Annotated in this window: 14 protein-coding genes; 4 read left to right on the forward strand and 10 right to left on the reverse strand. The window is 52.7% G+C overall.

Going from position 1 to position 21,406, the window contains the following annotated elements:
* Window positions 1–109: 109 nt before the first annotated feature.
* From AAA857_RS02620 to AAA857_RS02655, 8 genes are all read right to left on the reverse strand, one after another.
* Window positions 110–775 carry a putative Ig domain-containing protein gene (locus AAA857_RS02620; protein ID WP_338172812.1) on the reverse strand — a complete coding sequence of 222 codons (666 nt, stop codon included), beginning with the start codon at window positions 773–775 and terminating at the stop codon, window positions 110–112.
* On the reverse strand, window positions 768–9,920 hold the full coding sequence (locus tag AAA857_RS02625; protein WP_338172814.1) for a putative Ig domain-containing protein: 9,153 nt from the start codon (window positions 9,918–9,920) through the stop codon (window positions 768–770). The genes AAA857_RS02620 and AAA857_RS02625 overlap by 8 nt, the downstream gene beginning before the upstream one ends.
* An 83-nt stretch (window positions 9,921–10,003) precedes the next feature.
* Window positions 10,004–10,492, reverse strand: a complete 489-nt coding sequence (locus tag AAA857_RS02630) for a hypothetical protein (protein WP_338172816.1) — start codon at window positions 10,490–10,492, stop codon at window positions 10,004–10,006.
* A 215-nt stretch (window positions 10,493–10,707) separates the two neighbouring features.
* Window positions 10,708–11,004 (reverse strand): 50S ribosomal protein P1, encoded by a 297-nt coding sequence (gene rpl12p / locus AAA857_RS02635; RefSeq protein WP_338172818.1) that lies wholly within the window; start codon window positions 11,002–11,004, stop codon window positions 10,708–10,710.
* A 26-nt stretch (window positions 11,005–11,030) separates the two neighbouring features.
* Window positions 11,031–12,050 carry a 50S ribosomal protein L10 gene (rplJ, locus tag AAA857_RS02640; protein ID WP_338172820.1) on the reverse strand — a complete coding sequence of 340 codons (1,020 nt, stop codon included), beginning with the start codon at window positions 12,048–12,050 and terminating at the stop codon, window positions 11,031–11,033.
* A complete protein-coding gene (locus AAA857_RS02645; protein WP_338172822.1) occupies window positions 12,047–12,691 on the reverse strand; it encodes a 50S ribosomal protein L1 in 645 nt (214 codons plus the stop codon). The genes rplJ and AAA857_RS02645 overlap by 4 nt, the downstream gene beginning before the upstream one ends.
* 59 nt (window positions 12,692–12,750) lie before the next feature.
* A complete protein-coding gene (locus tag AAA857_RS02650) occupies window positions 12,751–13,032 on the reverse strand; it encodes a hypothetical protein (RefSeq protein WP_338170940.1) in 282 nt (93 codons plus the stop codon).
* Window positions 13,033–13,080: 48 nt separating this feature from the next.
* Window positions 13,081–13,410 (reverse strand): hypothetical protein, encoded by a 330-nt coding sequence (locus AAA857_RS02655; RefSeq protein WP_338172824.1) that lies wholly within the window; start codon window positions 13,408–13,410, stop codon window positions 13,081–13,083.
* A 122-nt stretch (window positions 13,411–13,532) separates the two neighbouring features.
* Here AAA857_RS02655 and AAA857_RS02660 point away from each other — a divergent pair, with 122 nt between their 5' ends.
* Together AAA857_RS02660 and AAA857_RS02665 are read left to right on the forward strand one after the other, a co-directional pair.
* Window positions 13,533–15,728, forward strand: coding sequence for a choice-of-anchor V domain-containing protein (locus tag AAA857_RS02660; protein WP_338172827.1), 2,196 nt, complete (start codon window positions 13,533–13,535; stop codon window positions 15,726–15,728).
* Between the two features lie 200 nt (window positions 15,729–15,928).
* Window positions 15,929–16,621, forward strand: coding sequence for a hypothetical protein (locus tag AAA857_RS02665; protein WP_338172829.1), 693 nt, complete (start codon window positions 15,929–15,931; stop codon window positions 16,619–16,621).
* A gap of 111 nt (window positions 16,622–16,732) precedes the next feature.
* On the opposite strand, the gene AAA857_RS02670 is transcribed toward AAA857_RS02665, so the two are convergent.
* Together AAA857_RS02670 and AAA857_RS02675 are read right to left on the reverse strand one after the other, a co-directional pair.
* Window positions 16,733–17,650, reverse strand: a complete 918-nt coding sequence (locus AAA857_RS02670) for a transcription elongation factor Spt5 (protein ID WP_338172832.1) — start codon at window positions 17,648–17,650, stop codon at window positions 16,733–16,735.
* Window positions 17,651–17,665: 15 nt separating this feature from the next.
* Window positions 17,666–17,938, reverse strand: coding sequence for a protein translocase SEC61 complex subunit gamma (locus AAA857_RS02675; protein ID WP_338172835.1), 273 nt, complete (start codon window positions 17,936–17,938; stop codon window positions 17,666–17,668).
* Window positions 17,939–18,113: 175 nt separating this feature from the next.
* On the opposite strand from AAA857_RS02675, the gene AAA857_RS02680 reads away from it, so the two are divergent.
* Both AAA857_RS02680 and AAA857_RS02685 read left to right on the forward strand, forming a co-directional pair.
* Window positions 18,114–19,016: a DnaJ domain-containing protein gene (locus AAA857_RS02680; protein ID WP_338172837.1), complete on the forward strand. Its 903-nt coding sequence runs from the start codon at window positions 18,114–18,116 to the stop codon at window positions 19,014–19,016.
* Window positions 19,017–19,055: 39 nt separating this feature from the next.
* Complete coding sequence (locus tag AAA857_RS02685; protein WP_338172840.1) at window positions 19,056–21,404, forward strand: RNB domain-containing ribonuclease; 2,349 nt, start codon at window positions 19,056–19,058, stop codon at window positions 21,402–21,404.
* The last annotated feature ends 2 nt before the right edge of the window (window positions 21,405–21,406 follow it).

Genomic DNA, 21,406 nt, shown 5'->3' on the forward strand with positions numbered 1-21,406 from the left:
GTAGGCCGTTTGCGTCCACAGTTCGGTCGGTGTGCCCCAAATGGTTCCGTTGCTGGTCTCGAAGGTAAGTCCGCTCGGAAGGCTGGCGTTAATTTCCCACGACGTGATTTCACCTGAACCGGTGATGGTCGGCGAGAGTCGGAAGGTCGCTGCTTGCCGTGTTGTTGGTCAGGGTCAAGTCCGCTGGTGAATAACTGACCGAGCTTGGAACTTGGTCAACCACGGTGATGTTGAGGTAGGCGACGGCGGACCCACCGGTGTTGTTGGCCCAGACCGTGTAGGCCGTTTGCGTCCACAGTTCGGTCGGTGTTCCCCAAATGGTTCCGTTGCTGGTCTCGAAGGTAAGTCCGCTCGGAAGACTGGCGTTAATTTCCCACGACGTGATTTCACCTGAACCGGTGATGGTCGGCGAAAGTGGAAGATCGCTCGAAGCAGTGTTGTTGGTCATGTTCAAGTCGTTCGGCGAGTAAGCAATCGTTGGTAGTTCGTCAACCACCGTGATGTTGAGGTAGGCGACGGCGGACCCACCGGTGTTGTTGGCCCAGACCGTGTAGGCCGTTTGCGTCCACAGTTCGGTCGGTGTTCCCCAAATGGTTCCGTTGCTGGTCTCGAAGGTCAGACCGCTCGGAAGAGCTGGCGTTGATTTCCCACGACGTGATTTCACCTGAACCGGTGATGGTCGGTGAGAGTCGGAAGGTCGCTGCTTGCCGTGTTGTTGGTGAGGGTCAAGTCCGCTGGTGAATAACTGACCGAGCGTTGGAACTTGGTCAACCACGGTGATGTTGAGGTAGGCGACGGCGGACCCACCGGTGTTGTTGGCCCAGACCGTGTAGGCCGTTTGCGTCCACAGTTCGGTCGGTGTTCCCCAAATCGTACCGTTGCTGGTCTCGAAGGTAAGTCCGCTCGGAAGAGCTGGCGTTGATTTCCCACGACGTGATTTCACCCGAACCAGTGATCGTCGGTGAGAGCGGAAGATCGCTGCTTGCCGTGTTGTTGGTCATGTCCAAGTCGTTCGGCGAGTAAGCAATCGTTGGTAGTTCGTCAACCACGGTGATGTTGAGGTAGGCGACGGCGGACCCACCGGTGTTGTTGGCCCAGACCGTGTAGGCCGTTTGCGTCCACAGTTCGGTCGGTGTGCCCCAAATGGTTCCGTTGCTGGTCTCGAAGGTAAGTCCGCTCGGAAGGCTGGCGTTGATTTCCCACGACGTGATTTCACCTGAACCGGTGATGGTCGGCGAGAGTGGAAGGTCACTGCTTGCCGTGTTGTTCGTGAGGGTCAAATCCGCTGGTGAATAACTGACCGAGCTTGGAACTTGGTCAACCACGGTGATGTTGAGGTAGGCGACGGCGGACCCACCGGTGTTGTTGGCCCAGACCGTGTAGGCCGTTTGCGTCCACAGTTCGGTCGGTGTTCCCCAAATGGTTCCGTTGCTGGTCTCGAAGGTAAGTCCGCTGGAAGAGCTGGCGTTGATTTCCCACGACGTGATTTCACCCGAACCGGTGATGGTCGGCGAGAGCGGAAGGTCACTGCTTGCCGTGTTGTTCGTGAGGGTCAAATCCACTGGTGAATAACTGACCGAGCTTGGAACTTGGTCAACCACCGTGATGTTGAGGTAGGCGACGGCGGACCCACCGGTGTTGTTGGCCCAGACCGTGTAGGCCGTTTGCGTCCACAGTTCGGTCGGTGTGCCCCAAATCGTACCGTTGCTGGTCTCGAAGGTAAGTCCGCTCGGAAGACTTGCGTTAATGGCCCACGACGTAAATTCACCAGAACCAGTCACGGTCGGCGAAAGTGGAAGGTCGCTGCTTGCCGTGTTATTGGTCATGTTCAAGTCGTTTGGCGAGTAAGCAATCGTTGGTAGTTCGTCAACCACGGTGATGTTGAGGTAGGCGACGGCGGACCCACCGGTGTTGTTGGCCCAGACCGTGTAGGCCGTTTGCGTCCACAGTTCGGACGGTGTTCCCCAAATCGTACCGTTACTGGTCTCGAAGGTCAGACCTGCAGGTAAAGTGGCGTTGATTTCCCACGACGTGATTTCACCCGAACCAGTGATCGTCGGTGAGAGCGGTAAATCGCTGCTCACGGTGTTGTTGGTCAAATCCAAATCGTTCGGCGAGTACGCTATTGTCGGGACCTCATCGTTGACGACGATGGTGATGGTCGTTGTGTTGGTGCCACCCGAGTTGCGCGCCGTAATCGTGAACGTTGTATTGGTCAACAACTCGGTAGGCGTTCCAGAAATCTCACCCGTTGCGATGTCCAAACTCAATCCTGCAGGCAAGGTTGGACTGACTGAATAGCCATAGATGTTCGAAGAAGAATCGAGAACGACATACTTGAGGTCTCCATTGGTGGTATCGCGGTAGGAAATGCGGACAGCATCGTTGGAATCGATGGCGATGGAAGTGTAATCCACCCCAAACCCACTTGTAACGGAGACATTGTTCCAATTGCTTACCGTTGCACAACCGCTTGAACAGGTGGCATACTTGAGGCCTCCATTGGTGCCATCTTGGTAGGAAATGTGGACAGCATCGTTGGAATCGATGGCGATTGAGCTGTAACGACCCACATCACCTGTTGTGTCAACATAGACAATGTCCCAATTGCTTGCGGTTGTGCAAGTGCTTGAACAGGTGGCGTACTTGAGGTCGTCATGGGTATTCGTCCAAGGCATATCAATATGGTAGTAGGAAATGTGGACAGCATCGTTGGAATCGATGGCGATGGAAGAAAGCAGTCCCACATAGCCTGTTGTGTCAACCAAAACAGCGTCCCAATTGCTTGCAGTTGTACAACTGCTCGAACAGGTGGCGTATTTGAGGTTTTTACCGCTTAAATCGTAATAGGAAATGTGGACAGCATCGTTGGAATCGATGGCGATGGAAGAATACCATCCTCTATCACCTGTTGTGTCAATGGAAACATTGTTCCAATTGCTTGCGGATGTGCAACCGCTTGAACAGGTGGCATATTTGAGGTCCTTATTGGTATAATCGAGGTAGGAAATGTGCAATGCATCGTTGGAATCGATGGCGATGGAAGTCATCGACATAGAATCTGTTGTGTCAACGAAGACAATGTCCCAATTGCTTGCAGTTGTGCAACCGCTTGAGCAGGTGGCGTACTTGAGGTCGTCATAGTTCTCGACATAGGAAATATGGACAACATCGTTGGAATCGATGGCGATGGAAGTAGTATCTCCCACATAGCCAATTGTGTCAACGGAAACGGTGACCCAAGAGCCAGTCTTATCCGTTGCGTACTTGAGGTCATAATTGGTGGTATCTTGGTAGGAAATGTGCCTGAATCCATAGGAATCAATGGCGATGGACGTGTAGGCTCCGCTATTGCCAGTTGAATCGATGGCGGTTGACGGAATTGCACCACCTGAATTTGTTGGTGTAGCTGTTGGCGACATGGCCGTATTGTTGGTGAGAACAAACCAGTCTGGATTGTAAGAGATGTCAGGTGCTTCATCATTGACAGTGATGTTGACCGTTGTTGACTTGGACCCGACCGAGTTGTTCGCCCAAATCGTGAACACGTCTCCGGAAACAACCACTGTTGGCGTACCCCAAATCGTTCCATTGCTCGTACCGAATGAAAGCCCGCTTGGCAGTGCTGGACTGATGGCCCACGAGGTCACGCTACCGGTCGTGCCGTTGGTGGTGATGGCCGGTGTGACGGGGGTGATGGCCGTACCCTTTGTCCCTGAGATGTCGCTGTAAGCGATAGCACCGGGAGCGCCGGTGATGAAGAGCGTGAAGGCCGATGTGGTGGTGGTTCCGAGGGCGGTGACTGTGACGGTGAACGTTGTGTTGGCAAGGGCTTCTGTTGGTGTGCCCGAAACGGTTCCATTACGCCAGTTCATGGTTAAACCGTCGGGAAGCATCGGTGAAATGTCATAGATTGGTCGAACTGTCAATCCTTGTCCTGAACCTTTGACCGTGGTCAGTTGAAGTTCATTCCAAATACCTACAGCCAAATTTGCGATGAATATATCGTCGTTATCATCAATTGCCATTTCACTGCCCCAGCCACCGTATCCTTCAATCATGGACGCTGTTGACCAAGAGCCAGAAGCGTTGGTCATGTACATCACATCTTTTTGTGTGTTTCCAAAATGATAGGAGATGTGGACAGCATCATTTGAATCAACCGATACCACAGGATAGTGAGCGTTTCCTCCTGAGAGCCCTGTTTGTTCAGTCCAACTTCCTGGCGTACCGGAATGGAGATAGATGCGTTTGTTGTTGAGGTACTGTGACACGATGTGAATCGTACCCTGTGAATCGATTGTGATGTCAGGGTCGTTTCCAATGTTAAGGGTGCTCGCAACCGTTTCGTTTTGCCAAACCCCATTGATTCGGCTGGACATACGCAAATCGCTGCAACCATCGTCGCAATAGTAAACGACGTGGAGATTTCCGTCGCCATCCATCGCCATGGCAGGGTCATGACCTTCATCCGAGAGCGTATTGGTGATGGTCATGTTCACCCATGAGCCATCCTCATTGGTGTGGTATTGAAGATCACGATAGGTGTTATCGTTGATGGTCGTCACAATGTGAACGACATCTGTAATTGGGTGAACGACAATCGCCGTTCCACGTCCGTCATCGTTGTCGTAGGTTGAACTTCCCAAGGTTGTGAAGACCCACGAACCTGAAGCGTTGGTAGCATAGCGGAGTTTGTCGTTGTGATCATCGATGTAGGCGATGTGGATTGCGCCTTGTCGATCGATGGCAACCGATGGATGGTACCCCGTATCTGTACCGGTGTCGAGAATGGTTTCAGTCCATGTTCCGCCCCAGCGGTACATCATGGCCAAGCTGTAGGTGCCGCTGGCTGAACTTGTATCGTTATGTGCATAGACAACGACCATCTCGCCTTGATCGCCCGAATCAAGGCCGAGCAGGTGCGTTCCACCCGCGGTCAGGAAATTAGTGCTGAGGGTCGTGGTCGTGTTGCTTACACCGGACGTCCAACCGTAGTTGCTGATTTGATGCGCATAGGACATGGTGATGTCTGAAATGGAACTGTTCACGCTGCCTTCAGTGTTGCTTGGTGTCACGCTCAATGTTCCACCATAGGAGCGGATTTCGATGTACAACGATGCTGTATCGCTACCGCCTGTGTTGGTTCCTGTGATGGTGTAGAAGGCCCCGGTAGCGGTTGCATCAGGTGTTCCTGAAAGGACACATGTTGAACTCAACGACAGCCCAGAAGGCAGTGATGGTGAACTGCTGCACGAAGTGATCGCTCCACCCCCGGATGCCTGGGTCGGCGTGAGTGGATTCATGGTCTGATCCAGATAGAGGACAAGTGTGTGTGCGCCTCCACCGCTCGCACTGCCGTAGTAGAAGTTCGGAGTAGCGGCGTTGACGGTGAACGTGATGGTGAAGGAATCTGAATCTGCTGAATTGTTGGCCCAAATGGTGTAAGTGGTTGCGGTCGTAATTGTATCTGGTGTGCCCCAAATTGTACCGTTACTGGTCTCGAACGTAAGGCCTGATGGCAACGTTGCGTTGATGGCCCAAGTTGTCACTTCGCCACCGACATTCGAAGGAATGAGCGAGGTGATTTCTATGTCCTTGGTGTAGGTATAGGAGGAAGAGGAATAGGAAATATCTGGTCCGTTCAACCCAACTTCAAGCCAAATTTGCCCGCTGAAGGACTGACCGGAGACGTTGGCCCAAACGGTGTAGGTGGCGTTGATGGCCGTAGCTGTCGGTGTGCCGGTGATGGTGCACGTGCCAGCGGTCAAACTGAGACCGGTTGGTAGGGAAGGCGAGATCTCGCAGGTAGCGCCAGTAACAGCGGAAGAAGGCATCACGCCCGTATTGAGATAGGTATTTCCGCCGTGGTTGTTGCTGGAGACTGAAGAAGGACTTGTGCGATCGGACGGGTTGTTGAAATTCCCGTTGTCGCCAACTTGACCGTCTGCTCGATTCCCCCAGCACTTGAGTTGTCCATTGTCCAGTTGGGCACAGGTGTGCGTTCCACCTGCGGAGATCGAAATAGCAGTGCGACCAGTACCGAGACTGATGATGTTGGATGAGAGCGATGAGACGGTGCTGGATGATGAGGCGCCGTTGCCCAACTGACCGTCCGCGTCACTGCCCCAACAGGTCATGTCGCCGTTATCGAGAAGAACACAGGTGTGATCGTAGCCAGCATCAATGGCGACAGCATAGCGTCCTGAAGCAAAACTTCCGCTGGTTGAGGTGGGCGTAGATCTGTCACCGGTAGAGCCCGTTCCTAATTTCCCATCGGTTCCCTGGCCCCAACACTTGATGGAATCGTCATCGAGGATGGCGCAGAAGTGGAACTCACCACCCGTGATGGCTTTTGCAGTGCGGCTGGTTCCGAGGTTGATTGCAGATGAGGGTGGGCTGGAGAGGTCCGCATTCGTACCCCCATTGCCCAATTGTCCATCGAAATCTGAACCCCAACACTTGACCGACCCGTCATCGAGCAAGGCACAGACAGAATCGAAGGCCGTAGCCAGCGAAACAGCCGTGCGCCCGGAACCGAGGGTGTTGATGGTGGTCGGTGTGTTGGCGTTCGAGGTTGAACCAATACCGAGTTGACCTTGGTCATTCTGCCCCCAGCACTTGACGGATTCGTCGTCGAGGATGGCGCAGGTGTAGTGGCCACCGGCATAGATGCTCGTGGCGGTTCGCCCTGAACCCAGGTTGATGGTTTGGGGCGTATCCTTGTCTCCGCCGCTGGTTCCGAGTTGACCCGCATTGTTTCGACCCCAACACTTCACGGCACCTGTGTCAAGCAAGCCACATGCATGCTGGTGTCCAAAGGCAAGGGAGATCACATCGGAGCCTAGGTCGTTGGTTGCCGTCGGGACGTCCTTGCACTTGTGGCCAGATGTACCACAGGCAGCCGTTCCAGTTTGTCCGTTGCCGATTTGTCCGTTGCCGTTTCGACCCCAACAAAACACGTTTTGATTGCTATCAAGGGCACAGGTGTTCCATTCTCCAGTCACCAGCGAAAGGTTCTGAGCTTCGAGCGGATCGTAATCCCACTCCCACGTGATGTCGCTGGCAATGGAACTGTTTCGAGTGATGTACGCGCCCTCGGCGCTTGGTGTCAGCGTCCAGTTGAGGCCGAGTATGAACGTGGTGCTGGGTGAGCCTCCGCTGTTGTTGGCATACACCGTATAGGTGACATTCTCCAACAATCCTGTTGGTGTGCCCCAGATGCTTCCGTTGCTGCTACCGAAGTTGAGACCTGTTGGCAGTGAAGGGTGGATTTCCCACGTAGAAACAGCCCCCCCGGTGTTGGTTGGCGTGACGGTCGTCATCGCTCGATCGTTGGAAACTTCAACGGTTGAAGGGTATGTGATGGAGGCAACCTGATCGTTGATGGTGATGTTCATCTCGGTGGAGGTCCAACCGCCGGAGTTGTTGGCCCATATTGTGTAGGTTACTGCTGTTGTCTGCAACACTGATGGCGTTCCACTAATGGCTCCAGTACTTGCACTGAACGCCATTCCGCTTGGAATGGATGGGTTGATTTCCCATGTTGTCACGCTTCCACCGCTGATGGCTGGCGTTGTGGTCGTCATGAGCGTCCCTTTCTCGAGTGTCAAATCATGCGATGAGTAAACGATTGTATTTGGTGCAACGTCGTTGACGGTTATGTTGAGGTAAGCAACTGCCGAGCCGCCCGAGTTATTCGCCCAAATGGTGTACTGGGTTCGAGATAAGAGGGAGGTTGGCGTTCCGTCGATGGTACCCGTTGCAGTGTTGAAGGTAAAGGCAGAGCCAGGAGATGGTGAAATCTCCCACGAGGTGATGGTTCCACCGCTCGTGGTTGGACTTATGCTCGGGCTGATGGCGACGTTCTTCGTTTCAGTAATTTCTGTGGTCGAGTATGACATAACTGGTACTGCATCGTTGATGGTAATGTTGACATTTGCTGAAGCTTCTCCGCCTGAATTGTTGGCCCAGATGGTATAGGTGGTCGCTGTCGTTTGCAACACGGTTGGTGTTCCGCTAATCTTACCATCCGACGTCCCCCACGTCAATCCGCTTGGTAATGACGGGCTGATCTCCCAGGAGGTGACGGTTCCACCGCCGACTGAAGGAAGGTTCGGAGTCATCGCTGTTCCTTTCTCAAGCGTCATGTTTTCTGTCGCATAGGAGAGCCCGCTCGGCGCTTGCGCATTGACCGTGAGCGAAATGGTCGCCGTATCCGATCCACCGCTATTTGTGGCTGTGATCACATAGGAGGCTGACGATGCGGTCACGGTTGGGGTCCCTGAAATGACACCCGTTGAACTGTCAATGTTCAATCCATTTGGAAGTGAAGGCGATATGCTCCAGGTTGCGCTGTCGCCGGTGTTGGTTGGCGTGATGCTTGAGATCGCCGTACCCTCTGTAAACGTGAACGGTGAGCCTGAATAAGCGATGGACGGGGCGATCAGGGTCACCCAGAGATTGAATTCACCGGTCTTGGAAACCCCAGTGGAAGAGGTTGCCGTGAGGTTGTAGGTCAGATTGCTACCGCTGGTCGTTGGCGTTCCGCTGACGGTGCACGTTCCTTGATTCAATGTCAACCCGTTTGGAAGTGAGGGCGATATGCTGCAGGTCGCACCTGAAACAGCCGTCCGAGTTACAGAACCGGAATTGTAGCCTTGAACTGTAGCGTGGTAAAGAGCTGATCCGCTGTTGTAACGGTAGGCGATGTGTATGTCGTCGTTACCGTCGACTGCAATAGAAGTGTGGGTTCCAGCGCTGTTGGTGGTATGAACGGGCGTGGAGACCCATGAACCCGTTTTGTCTGAAGTGTAATACAAATCATCGGCACCGTTTAACTCGTGTGAAATGTGAACGTTTCCGAGTGAATCGTAGGCAATGGAATTGAAACGGCCGTAATCTGCACCGTTCTCAACGGTTGAGGCAGACCACGAACTGCCCGTGTAATACGTGTATTTTAGCGAGGTGGCGTCCATGTCAAAGTAAGAGATGCCTGGTTCATCGGTCGTTGGGTCAATGGCGATGTCAAGGGCCGTTCCGCCAGTGTTCGTACCGATGTCTTCGAGGTTTGTTCTCACCCATGAGCCAGAGGTATCGGTGAAGTGGAACATGTCCTTGTTGCTGGCGTCGTAGTAAGCAATGTGGATGTCATCACTTGAATCGATGGCGATCGATGTGAAGGCGATATCGCCAGCAGATTGCACGGAACTGAAGGACCACGAACTCCCTGTCTTCTCTGCATAACCCAAATCTCCTCCACTGTCCCGATAGGCGATGTGGGGTTTGTCGTTGGAATCAATGGCAATGGACGTGAATGTTCCACCTGTGTTATCGATGGTCGTCTTTGACCATGAGGACGAACTTGCCGATTTGTAAGCATACTTGAGCGCAGTTCCGGTGTTGTACTGATAAGAAACGTGCAGACCATCGTTTGAATCGATGGCCAAGTTGCAGTATTTCCCGACGTTGTTGCTGGTTTCAATCGATGAAGTCGCCCAAGACCCCGATTTATTGGTTGAGTACATGAGGTTCGAATTGTCATCACGGTAGAAGACGATGTGCGCCTTATCATTGCTGTCGATGACGATGCTGTTGTACCATCCTGAATCACCTGAAGTGTACAGGCTCGAGGTGCTGTTCGCGACACCTGAAGACCAAGCAGTCCAGTTGAACGTGATTGGAGTCATCGCCGCATTTACAGTTGTCTCGAGAGTTTCTTCGCTCGCTAGGAGTTCCCAATCCGCACCGCTGGAAAATTGGCGTACCGGCGGTTCCCCTAATGGAAGAGCAACGGCATCTTGTGGTTCCATCCATGGAGCACGATTGATTTCAACGATGCCTGCCGAAAGGGACATGGTGAGCATCAGCACTACCAACAGCACCGATTTGATGCTGTTTAATTGGCGCTCACTTTGCATGCTGGCCGCTCCCCATGAGATGAGGTGGGTTATTGGAGCCTAAGTCAAGTCCCTATCATAAACGGGTGGTGGAGATAAATATCCTAAGGCCATTGATGAGGTACCGAATAGGGCCATCCTGTTTTGCCTGTATCAAACCCTAGCGAAATGAATGATTTACGAGATTTACGCCAAACCGGTAGTAAATAACCAACTTTGGAGCGCTCGCCAAACGACCAGCGCCAAGGACAACGTGAAAAACGGGCCACCCAATGCTGAATCATCGCAAGTGGTTGAGGTTGTTCGTGACCCCCAGGGACAAGCCAAGAAGCGATATTGACCGCTCCTGCTGAGCCACGCGTTTCAGACCAACAAGTCAGTTCGGTTCCTTTCATCGGCCCGTCTAATATTTTCACACCAAGTGTTCGCGCAGATTGGGCCATGGGCATGATGATAGCGAAGCGATCAACAAGACGTGAGCCTTCATGTCGTTCAAGCGACCAACCCGCTTCTTCAGCGAGTTCTCGGAAGACCCGTATGGATTCAATGGGCGAGACACTGACTTCCAAGTCAAGTGTTACTCTGCGCACCATGAGCCTTCGACTCGTGAACGGGTGTTGAACCCTTCTACGGCCTAGCTCACGCTCAGGATAGTGTTTGTTCATGTGTGCATGCACGGTCGTTCGCAGTCCCGCCCGTTAAGGCGAGGTGTTGCCGCGAGGGAACCGAGTTTGTCAACCGTGCATCACGCGAAGGAGGCGAGCATGTCGCGTCCAAGAGTGCGCTCGGCGGCGCTCGATACCGTTTCTCAACCGAAAAGGGATCCAAGACCGTCGAAGCCTGCTTCCTCTTCTTCTTCCTCTTCCTCTTCAGCAGGGGCAGGGGCATCAGAACCGCCAGCGGCGGCAGGGGCAGCAGCTGCAGGTGCAGCAACGGCTTGGGTCATGGCGTCAGCGATGTCAACACCAGCAAGGGAGGCAACCAGGGCCTTCACTCGGGCGTCGTCAGCGTCGACTCCAGCGCCCTTTAGGACAGCCTTTACCGACTTCTCATCAATGTCTTTTTCAGCAGCGTGCAGTAGCATAGCAGCGTATACGTATTCCATATTTTTTCACCTCAATTTTTGTTTGTTCAGCCGAATAGGCTTCCGAGTCCGTCAAATCCGGCCTCTTCTTCCTCGTCTTCCTCTTCTTCTGCCTCGGCTGGGGCATCGGAAGCGCTCGTGTCAACTGCGGCTGCGGCTGAGGCTGCTGCGGTTGCAGCAGCGCCCATCATGGCAGCCAATTCGTCGTCGAGTGCATCGGGGCTCAGCGTACCTGCAACGCCAAGAGCGCTGACATGGGCACGAGCCACCAAGTGTGGAAGGGTGTCTGCTGTTGCGACCGCCGCTTCCAGAGCAACAGCCAGCGCTTCTCGGCTGGCCTTTGCAAGGAGTGTAGGCATCGTTTGCGTGGTGAACCACGTGATGTTGCAAGCGAGGTTGAATCCACCAGCAGCATAGCTGATGAGATCGGTCTCGAATTGCTCATAATCGATGTCAAGAGTTGTTGGAGCGAAGAGTGTGCCTCCTTCAAGGGTGCCGCACAAGCGCAGTCCGGTGACCATTGGGTTGATGCCAATCTTTGACAACATCATACCGAGTTCGCCTTCAAAGACGTCGCCTTCTTCAAGAATGACCGTTCGCTTTTGGATTTGGACGCTTCCCTGCATAATCTTTGCAGGAATTCCAACGGAGTTGAGGTCACCGACAATGGGGCCAGGAGGCATACCAGTATCCATCTTTTCAACCACGATTTGGTACGGAGCAACGTCGCCAGGCTTTGCAGCACGGCCAGCTTCGGTCTTCTTGAGAGCAGTAAACATCTCAAAGGAGTTGAGGCCTGTTGATGAGACCAAAGCAGGTTGAACAGCGGAATCGTAGAGTTCATCAAGTTCTTCGGACTTGAAACCTGCACGCTCCCATGCAATCTTCATCAGGCGCTTCTTTGCGACCTGAATCCTCATGTTCTTACGAAGGTCTGCACGCATGCCGATCATTGCACCAGCAGGAACGCCGTGAATGTCAATGATTGCGATGGTACTGCCATCGGTCAGCAGCGTGTGAAGGTCATTGACAGTGTCCTTCTTCCATGAAACGACCTTTGGAATCAATTGACCACCTCAATGCGTTGTGCTGGACCCATGCTTGTCTTGATGAACAGTGAGCGGATGTTACCGACCCCACGTTCCAACTTGTTGGTTACACGGTTGAAGACTTCCATGACGTTGGCCATGAGTTCTTCGTGAGATTGTTCAACCGTTCCGAATGAAGCATGGAAGGTCATCTTGTCACCTGACTTGATGATCACAGTGCTTCGTAGACCGTTGGCGAGAACACCAGGGTCAAGGGAAGGAGGGACTGGGCGAGGCATTTTACCACGAGGACCGAGGACGACACCGAGGTATCGACCGATAAGTCCCATGTGAGGAACTTCTGAGAGAAAGAAATCAAATTGATTTGCTACTTTCTTAGCACGGCCTTTCTTGCTACCAAAGTCTTCAATGTCTTGAGGAGAGAAAACGGTGACGCCAGCTGCCTTTGCCTTAGATGCTGCTTCACCAGCGGCAAACATAGCAATCTTAAGTTCACGACCGCGGCCAGAGGGAAGACGGATTTCTTCCTTGATACGGTTCGTTGGGTTCTTCAAATCTACGTCCTTGATGGTGAACGAAATGTCCACGGATTCGACGAATTTACGCTTAGGTGCTGATTCAACAGCTGCCTTGATTGCTTCACTAATTTTATTTTCCATATTCCTCACCCCTGCGGTCTACGAAGTGCTCAAGGCACCTCTTCCGCGGTCCGTGATTTTCAATTAAAACGCTCGTCCCATTCTCCTTTGTTAATGATCGCGAGGGCTTCATTGGCCCAATGACCGTCAATCTTCACACGCATGGCCACGCAAGTCCCGATGACTTCCTTGGTTTGTGCTTTCAGATCTGCTCCGGTCAAGTGACCTAGGGCTGCCTTTGTTCGGGCCACTTCCATGGCCTTCTCAAGAGGTAGACTTTCGGTCGCGGAGTCAACGCTGCCATTGCACTTCTTCACACCAAGGGCTTTCTTGATTTGGTCAGATGTGCTATTTCGGGACATGATGTCAACTCCATCCACAGACGTGGGTATCTTGCCGACTTAACACCCCTATTTAATCGCGCCGTGACAATCAAGAGCACACTTGGGACGCGGAACCCTCAATAAAAGGCCCTCTGCTGGAATCATCAAAAAACGAAGGTCGCGGCGGTTAACGTTGAACGTTCGAAGATGGTAAAGCCACGCAACCACTCCAACATGCACAATGATAATCAATACAAACGGAGGAAGCCAAAAACTTGCACCAAGCGACATAAAAGCTCCAACAAAGAGCAGAACAACCATGAATTCCAAGGTGAAACGCTCGCCCCACGATGTTGTAGAGGCCTCCATGAAGGGATGAAAAGAAGCGTTCATTTCATCTCTTTGGTCATTCGCCATTCTGCTTTACAAAGCATCCGCTGATGGAATCAGCGGATGGAATGTTCCGGATTTGGACCCAAAAGGCAGTGTCAAATCCATGCACCACTTTGCTTATATGATAATTGAATGAAGGGTGGGGCATGAAGACCGTTGCCCGTTTGCTGTGCATAACTTTCGTTGCCGTGATGATCGCCTCCGTTCCTTCCATTGATGGGAAGATGAACGGCATCCACAATCAAGCCGGTCAAGGTTGCACATGCCATTACAGTTCAGGGACCGGCATCACCGCAAACCACGACTTCCCCACATCCTACAATGCAGGTCAAGTCTACAACATCAACATCACCCATACCGGTGGAACTCAGGCCTTTGTCGGTGGATTCAACGTTGTTGTTGACAAAGGCACCATTCAAAATGCGGGAACTGGCGTCAAAATCCTAGGAGGCACAAGTGCAACCCACACCGGATCAAGCCAACTCGGCTGGGCTTTTGACTGGCAGGCTCCTGCAAGTGGAAGCGGAACGGTCAGCGTTGACATCGCCGTACTCCAAGGCGACGCTAGCAATACAAATTCTGGAGATGCATGGGATTCAACCAGCGCCTCCATCACTGAAACCATGGTCCAAAACGCTGCTCCAGTGGCCTCAAACGTCTTCATCAGTATCACGGGACAATCGGGCGCCATTACCGAAGCATACTACGACCAAGCCCTCGACGGCAACTACGATTTCGCTGATTCGGACGGGGATTCGGACTCGGGCTCTGAAATCCGCTGGCGCAAAAACGGTGGCGTGGTCTTTGCACACAACAACAACCTGGCCCTTCCAAGTTCTGCGACCTCGATCGGAGAAACATGGACCATGTCGGTGACGCCAAGTGATGGTGTCGATTACGGGTCTGTTGTGACCTCTTCAAACACGGTTGAAATCATTGATTACGATGCCGATAATGACGGTTATGGCGACCAAAGTGACGTCTTCCCGGACGACCCAAACGAGCACGCTGATGCAGACAGCGACGGCACCGGGGACAACGCTGACGCATTCCCTGACGACCCAACGGAAACAAATGATTCGGACAGCGACGGTACCGGCGACAACGCTGACGCATTCCCTGACGACCCAACTGAAACCATGGATTCAGACAGCGACGGTACCGGCGACAACGCTGATGCATTTCCCAACGACCCAACCGAAACAATGGATTCAGACAGCGACGGTACCGGCGACAACAGCGATTGGGCTCCCAACGATGCCAGTGAATCCGCAGACAGCGATGATGATGGCGTAGGAAACAATGCTGATGCGTTCCCTAACGATGCATCAGAAACCCTTGACTCCGATAACGATAACGTCGGCGACAATGCTGACGCATTCCCGAACGATCCTACAGAAACGTTGGACTCAGACAACGATAACGTCGGCGATAATGCAGACGCATTCCCGAATGACCCTGCAGAAACGTTGGACTCAGACAACGATAACGTCGGCGATAATGCAGACGCCTTCCCCAACGACGCTACCGAACAGGCCGACAACGATTCCGACGGCGTGGGCAACAATGCTGACGCCTTCCCCGATGATGCTGCCGAACAAGCGGACAACGACTCCGACGGCGTAGGAAACAATGCTGACGTCTTCCCTGATGATGCCAGCGAAACCGTGGATGCTGACGGCGATGGAGCCGGAGATAACGGCGATGCTTTTCCGAACAATGCTGCCGAATCACTCGACACTGACGGCGATGGTGTTGGCGATAATGCAGACGCCTTCCCCAACGATGCAAGTGAAACCGTAGACGCGGATGATGACGGCTACGGCGACAACGGTGATGCTTTTCCCAACGATGCTTTTGAGTGGCTGGACAGCGATAACGACAGCGTGGGTGACAACAGCGATGCCTTCCCCAACGACGCTAGTGAAACCCTTGATTCTGACGATGACGGCATGGGTGATAACGAACAGGCCAAGGTCGAAGCGAAGATCGCTGCAGATGAAGACGCAGCTGCTGCTCAGCAGCGTACGCTTGTTGGCGGCGGAATCGGATTGCTTGTTATCGCAGGGGCGGTCGTTGCATTCCTGCGCCGCCAAGGAGACGCAGATGTTATTGAAACCAAGGATTTCACCTCACCCATGATGGGAATAGAGCCTTCTCCAATGACTGAAGCGGTTACTTCTTCGCCCGCAGTGGCTCAACCGATGGCTGCTGTTGCTCCCGTTCAAGCAGTGGAACTGACCGTTGAGAATCAATGGACCGATGAGCAGGGGCATACATGGCGCCTCATGAGCGACGGTTCCAATCTCTGGTGGAACGGCTCAGACTGGCAAAAAGTCTGAATTTCAACCAAAGTCAGGCAGGGATTTCCTGACCAAGGTTGAACAACCACAACAAGCACCTTTTAGAGAATGCAAGACGCAATTGGCCTTGATGATGGCATTCAGGAGGTCCTGAATGGAACGCTACAGTCCCTTGAAGAACAAGACCCTGCGGAGCAGTGAGGGAAAAACATAGTAATCCGTTCTTGATTGGAGTGAGCATGGATGAAGAAGAATTCCAAGTTCCACCAACTTCCATTGAAATTGGTACGCTTCCATTTGCGGCCAACACTGGGCCTGCTCAAGTTGAGAAAGAAATCGGCTCCGATCCGGCACCAGAATCGGAAACCAATGCTACACCCGCCCCTTCAGAGCCCGATAATGGGGCAGTCAAAATGCAACCGCTCTCCGAGGAGGTGAACGATGCCTACATGAGGTACATTCGGGTCAAAGAAGCAAAACCCTCGAATGGAGCATCCTATGTCGGCATTGCTGTAATGATAGCCGGGTTTTTTCTAGGAGTTACGACATTCGAGGACGATTTTGGGGGGGGCTTGACGATTTGTTTTGGAGGTTGTCTTATCGGAGTCATACTCATCTTCTTGTCCCTTGTAGCAGAAGAAACATGGAAGAAGGATAAGAACCTGAAGTTGGAAGAAACCTTAGCAAAGGCTGGTATTCCTGACGTATACAGAAAAAACGAAAAGCCACTCGGCGCCGCATTACTGATGGTCGGTTTCTTTGCTATGTTTTTTATCAGTAATTTCTTCTACAACCTCTCCGCAATGGTGTTCATTTTTGGACTCGGTTCAACAATTGCAGGAGCAATCATCCTGCTCCGAGTTGCTTCGCAAGACAAAAAAGCCATGCAAATCCGAATGGCTGTTCTTGAGGATAGACTCAAGGGGAAATGAGGTTTTTTTGAAGACACTACTGTCTGTTTATGAGGTCAAATGCACGTTGTGTAAACGGTTCAAAATAAACGGTCGCACGTTGTAAGGAAAAGGAAGCGCTGAATGAGCGGTTCACTCACCGACACGCTCGATAACACGAACGTGGTCTCCACGCATGTTCAGCGTCATTGGAATGACTTGTTCGTACAATTCCATGCTGACTTCTTCCTTGGACTCAGCAACGCTGGTGATGCGCGCTTTTTCGCCCTTGAATGCTCCGGTAACAATCTCAACGATACAACCGACTTCAATTCCGCTGGTAACTGCCTTTGGAATGAGGTAAGGAAGAATGTCTTGGAGTGGCGCTTCGCCAGGAAGAACGTTCTTGGCGTTCTTGAGAGGGCTTTGGTTGAGGCCACGGCGAGCAGAGGGGTCGCGCCCTCCAGAGCGCCCAATGAGTTTCTCAACGTGATGTTGAGCACTGGACTCTACGAAGACGTAGCCGCGCATTGCAGTTGGATGAAGAATCGACATGATTTCACCGTTGAGTGAAGTCATTGAACCGCTACCGTGAAGACGGGCGTGCATCTCATCAGCAACGCGCTGTTCGGAGTTAATAGCGGTCTTGACGATGTAAAGGAAGGCTCCCACGCTACCGTACATCTCACGGAACAAACCGTCCGCGTTCTCCATATCAATATCGGAGAAAATGCACTTGAATTCCTTGATGTTTCCTGGGTCGATCCATTCAGCATGCGTGTAAATGCCTGCAGGTTCTACTGCATCGGTATCAGCGACAACAAGGATAGGAATCACATCAACAAGGGAACGTCCCATATCGATTCCACGCTCAGGCCCTGAGCCATGATAATGAAGTGATTCAACGGGGATTCCCGTGGAAGAAGCAACACGTTCGAGGACTTCCTCTGGCGTGGCTCCTACACCCCAAACTCCGTCCCAAAGGCCGGAAAAGTATTCGGATTGCTCCGACCTCTTGAGCAAGAGTAATTTTTCTTCAAAACGAACAAAGGCAACGAAAGCTTCTGACATAATTTTCACTCCAAATCAGTTTCCGATGCCGAAGACATCGTGAATCAACCACGGCAGGAAGTTATCCATCACCACAAGAATACCGAAACCAATAGCTCCCAAAACAAAGAGGCCGATACCGCAAATAATTGAGGTTTGTCGGAATTCTTGCTTCGAGGGTTTTCGCGCCATGCGGATAATGCGGGCCCAGGAGCCACGGGTAATCTTACGGAACTGAGCTTCAATCTTGTCTTGTTGCTCTTGTACCTTCATCTCGAAGGACTTGGTCGCGGTTGATTCATCAGACATGGTCTAACCTCAGCCTTCCGACCCACTAACACCCTCATTATAACGACTCCGCAGTCAATAGGCAGTGGGCGAAGCCCGAGAATCCTCCAATTGTCCCAAAAAACAGGCCTTTGAAAACAACTGTTCCATCTGTTTTGATGGGAGGGTTGATGTGGGGCAAGCGCTTCATTTGAAGATGATGGCCTCCCCTAATCCCTACGATGTATTGGGCGTCAATCGCAACGCAAGCGACGGCGAAATCAAACGCTCTTTTCGTAAACTTGCACGGAAATACCACCCCGACCGCAATCAAGGCGATGCCCAATCCGAAGCGAAATTCAAGCAGGTTCAGGCTGCTTACGATTCAATCGGCACAGCAGAAGCGCGCCGTGAACACGACCAACAAGAGCAAATGGCCAACATGTTTGGTGGACGAGGGCGAAGTAGCCCTGGAATGAACTTTGGTGGCGGCGGAATGGGAGGCATGGATGATTTTCTCGGCCAAATGTTCGGGAGCGGCGGAATGGGGGGCATGGGCGGGAGGCCGCGTCAACAACGCCAACAGGCGAAAGCCAAAGCTGCGACCATTAACGTCGGACTTGACTTGACGGTAGAACAAGGCTTGGAAGGCGGGCAATTCGAATTCTCATTCAAACGATTCAAGCAACAAGGAACCAGCATGGAGACCAAACGGGTCACGATGAAACTGCGCCTTGATGCAGGTGTTGCTCACGGCACGACCAAGACGGTCAAGGGACAAGGTCACGACCATCCAGAAGGGGAGCGGGGCGATGTTGTCGTAACCGTTCGAATTGATGCTGGAGAAGAGTGCCGCTGGGAAGATGGCGTCTTGGTTCAAGATGTTCCCGTCCCTTACTCCGTGTTGATGCTGGGCGGGAAAGTGAAGGTGCGTCTCCCCTCCGGTAAGGAAGGTCGATTAACCGTTGAACCGTTCACGCAAGTAGGTGATCGTCGACGAATGAGCAAGGCTGGCTACAATGGAAGTGACCTTGAACTTGAGTTCACATTGACCGAACTCGATGCCCTCAGTGACCAACAACGGAAGGCTCTTGACGGGCTGAATAAAATCGGATTGTGACGTCGTTGACTTCATGACGGGTGGGCGCAACCAACCGTCATGGCGGGCGGTCAAAGGCGGAGAGGCAAGGGCTCTTCGCGCCCCAATCGTCAAAACAAGAGCAAAGGGCCAAAAGCACCCGAAGATGAACGTTTGTGGCGTCGCGTCACCCAACACTTTGCTGCTCCTGAGGATTGGGAGCGTGCTTGGTCCAACGCTGATGTGGTGGCGTTTCTTACCGCTAAAGAGCGGATGGAAGACCAATTTTCAATGGATGAAAAGGCTGGAAGGGCATTTCAAAGCAAGATTGAGGAAAGTCTTGCCTTCGCACGGAAACGGCAGGAACGAATTGTTTCGGTTGAGGGTAAAACCGTACGCTTCCGTCGCCCTGCGGAAATTGACACACTCGTAGCATCGGTACGCAAATGGAAGGACTTCATGAGCCGCCATGCAGGGAAAGGTTCTGTTCCTCTGACGGGTTTACCTCATCCTGCTAAAAGTGGGACCGAAAGCGATGAGGACCTGGAACTCTATGCGCTTTTGGAAGATGTCTGGCAGGCACTGTTGCTCAAAGAACCGCTTCCAGAAGCCTTCGCCCTGGACGATTCGGGCGTGCGGACTTGGGAAGGTTACGACCTTGTTCGTGAAGCCAAGCGTTGCGCTGAACGGCGCTCTGGGCTCCGATTTCGGGACGACGAACCCGCCATGGCTCTGTTGATGCTGACTGGCGGCCGCTGGACCGTTCGGGAACTGTTGCAATACCGACTTCTTGCGCGGCGAAGAGACGGCGTTAATCCATTTCCTGAGACGTACGATACAGGCTTGGTTGACCATGCTGACCGCCTTCCGGAAGTCGATGGGGACGGCGAGGTCGCCAGAGGACGAACCGACCTTCGTCATCTTCCATTCGTGACCATTGACCCGCCCGATGCAAAAGATTTCGACGACGCCGTGTGCCTGATTGAACAAGACAACAAGCGAACCCTCTGGGTAGCTATCGCTGACGTTGCCCACTACGTTCGGGTCGACACTGCACTTGACCGAGCCGCCAGAGCACGAGCGACTTCTGTTTATCTCCCGCATACCGTCTTGCCGATGTTACCGCCGCGTCTTGCTGACCATTTGTGCTCCCTTCGGGCTGATGTCGACCGCCTCTCTATGGTCATCAGTATGGAATTGAACGCTCACCATGAGATCGTTAACACTCAGGCCTATGAAGCGGTGATTCACGTCAAGTCCAATATCGCTTATGGTGATGTGCTGAAAACGGACGAATACGACCAAATGCTGGCGTTAGCGAAACACTGGCAGAACCAAGAAATTCGCCTTGACCTGAACAACTCGGAATTGCGACCTCGCCTTCACGGAGACGAAACGATCGCTGTTGAAGTCAAATGGCCGAACGATGCTACACGCATGATCGAATCGTTCATGGTCGCCACCAATGCTGCTGTTGGCCATCTTTTAGGAGCCAAAGGGGCGCCGCTCCCCTGGCGCTGTCACTCACCTCCAGACCGCCCTGAAGTTGAAGGTTTGAATGCTAAATTGAGCGCCATGGACATCCCCATTGAATTGCCCATGCCGAGTTCGCGCAAACATGGTGAAAGTGACGCTCATGAATTGTCCAACATATTGGGCGATTGGGCCAACCTTGGTTCAGGAGAAATTGACCTCTCTGGAATTGAAGATACCACTGCAGATGTCCCCGATTATTTGTCTACAGTCATTGACCCCGAAGCGAGGGACAACATTCTCATCTCATTACGCCAAGCACAACAAGCTGCAAGTTCACTCACGGAATCCACACGGAGAGTGGTCGACCAAGGTCTGTTCCAACTCATGCAGCGAGCCGTGTACAGCGAAGAAAATGGCGGCCATTTTGGTCTGAACTTGGACGCCTATGTTCACTTCACCTCGCCGATTCGCCGGTATCCCGATTTGATGGCACACCGTCAGCTCAAATCGATGATACACGGCCAAGAATGGGTTCATTCCCCCGAAGAAACCGCTGAACTCGCCATGCACTGTTCAGAACAAGGCTTGGTCGCTAAACGACTGGAATGGGAATTGGTCTCTAACGCCTATCACGTGCATCTGATGCGTGGAGGCTCCATCGGAGATTCAGACGAAGCGGCGCCTACTTCCTACAACGCTCGTGTCGTTGGCCTGAAAACACCCTGGGTCTTCCTTGACTTGGGCGATGATGGGGCTGTTTCAGGGCGCATGCATCTTGCGCAACTGGGTGGAAAGCAACGGCTTGTCGTCGATGAATTCGGACTTGAAGTGACAACGGCTGAACCTGACCGTTCTGGAAACACACCGGTCATCTTGCAACTTGGACAACGATTCGCCTGCCGCTTGCGAGGATTGGACGTTTGGTCCGGGTCACTTGACCTTGCGCCGTTGTGATG

Origin of the sequence: Candidatus Poseidonia alphae, assembly GCF_943787815.1 — an archaeon.
Taxonomy (GTDB): Archaea; Thermoplasmatota; Poseidoniia; order Poseidoniales; family Poseidoniaceae; genus Poseidonia; species Poseidonia alphae.